Origin of the sequence: Streptomyces sp. NPDC059679 (assembly GCF_042734105.1) — a bacterium.
Classification (GTDB): Bacteria; Actinomycetota; Actinomycetes; order Streptomycetales; family Streptomycetaceae; genus Streptomyces.
In genome coordinates this window covers 843-2,290 of record NZ_JBHWES010000182.1, presented here as the reverse complement: position 1 = coordinate 2,290, position 1,448 = coordinate 843, and the positions used below count along the sequence as shown (strand labels likewise).

Genomic DNA, 1,448 nt, shown 5'->3' with positions numbered 1-1,448 from the left:
GAAAAACCCTGGTCAGACCCCCTTTTCGACTTCCCGAATCCGGTCTAGTACTGGTAATATTGAGCTTGTTGGAAGGGGGTGGCACCCCGAACAACGAGAACCACTCGAAACCCACACCGCGAGGAGTCAGCAATGGCTATCACTGCCGCACCCGCCCCGTTCCGGATCTGGCCGCAGCGGGTCCTGATCGCCGGGGCCTCCGAATGGTCGGAGCCTGGCCAGGTGCATGACGCCCTTACCGATGTCTGGCACGACATCGTTTCGCTCTACGGTCCAGAGGCCCGCATGATCGTGATGCACGCCGACGAGGAGACCGGCGCGGTGGCCGCTGCTCGCGACTGGGCGCACGCCCACGGCATCCCGGACGAGCCCCACGCGGTCAATGGTCTGTACCGTCCCGGTGCCCCCATTTCGCGCGTCCGCTCCATGGTCGACCATGCCGATTTCGTCCTGGCGTTCCTGGCGCCAGGTGATCACCGCGCAAAGGCGACCGCGCTGCTGGCCGGGCGTGCTGGCCGTCCCGTGCGCCGAATTGAGGCCCCATAAGCCGCTTCCGTGCGGCGGGGGACTCCTTCGCCGCACGGAGAGGCGCGGCCCGAGTGAGCGATGCCGCCGGGGGCTCACCTCCAGCGACGTGCGCGCCATGGCCGACCGGTTCGCCGCCGAGACCGCCTGACCGGCACATCGAGGAGTAAGCATATGTGCACTGCATACCTTTTGTTCGGTTTTCTGTACTTCGCTGGCGTCTCCACGCCGCTCGATCTCCTGCGTGAGATCAAGAACGGTGAGGACCGCCCCGCCGCCCGACCGGAAACGCTCCTGGCCGTGGCGGGATGGTGCGCGATGCTGCCCCTGTGGCCCGTCGCCATCGTGCTCCGCGCGGCGCGCGGCCTATGTGCCTGGGGTGCTGGCGACCGTCAGGCGAAGCGCCGGAGCCCCGGCCGGGAACACCTCTAAAGGATCATGGAAATCCGGAAAGAATCCCTTGTCAGAGACCCTTTCCGGCTTGTCCGAGCCGGTCTAATACTGGTAATATTGAGCTTGTTGGAAGGGGGTGGCGCCCCAAGCAACACCACCACCCGAAACCCACACCACGGAGGAAATCCATGAGCAAGCAGATCACCGAGCCGGTCAGCTTCCTTCGATGGGACAAGGACGGCAGCTTGATCGCGCCCGTCAGGTTCCCCGCTGGAACCCCGCGTGAGCGCATCACCGCCTGGCGTGAGCTAGTCGCCGCAAAGGGGGGAGCGGTGACCGAGGTGTACGACCCGACCCCGCCCATCTCGGAGGAGCGCATGGCCTTCCTCCGCCAGAAGATGGCGGCTGTGAGGGCCGCGAGGCTCGCGAGGGGCTGAAGCCCCTGGCCGGGGGGGGGGGGGGGGCCCCCCCCCCCCCCCCCCCCCCCAAACACCAAAAAAAAAACGTGAGTGTAAAAAAAAAAAGAAACC

3 protein-coding genes are annotated in these 1,448 nt (G+C 65.9%); all 3 read left to right on the top strand.

Translation table 11 applies throughout. From position 1 onward, the window contains the following. Positions 1-132 precede the first annotated feature (132 nt). The gene (locus ACFV2X_RS55510; protein WP_385631944.1) at positions 133-546 is read left to right on the top strand and encodes an SLOG family protein; all 414 of its coding nucleotides are present in this window, start codon (positions 133-135) and stop codon (positions 544-546) included. Between the two features lie 153 nt (positions 547-699). Further along, a complete protein-coding gene (locus tag ACFV2X_RS55505; RefSeq protein WP_385631942.1) occupies positions 700-957 on the top strand; it encodes a hypothetical protein in 258 nt (85 codons plus the stop codon). Positions 958-1,106: 149 nt separating this feature from the next. Beyond that, complete coding sequence (locus ACFV2X_RS55500; RefSeq protein WP_385631940.1) at positions 1,107-1,355, top strand: hypothetical protein; 249 nt, start codon at positions 1,107-1,109, stop codon at positions 1,353-1,355. Positions 1,356-1,448: the final 93 nt, after the last annotated feature.

Coding starts and splice junctions, on each gene's coding strand:
- ACFV2X_RS55505 (WP_385631942.1), top strand. CDS start 700: ATGTGCACTGCATACCTTTTGTTCGGTTTTCTGTACTTCGCTGGCGTC.
- ACFV2X_RS55510 (WP_385631944.1), top strand. CDS start 133: ATGGCTATCACTGCCGCACCCGCCCCGTTCCGGATCTGGCCGCAGCGG.
- ACFV2X_RS55500 (WP_385631940.1), top strand. CDS start 1,107: ATGAGCAAGCAGATCACCGAGCCGGTCAGCTTCCTTCGATGGGACAAG.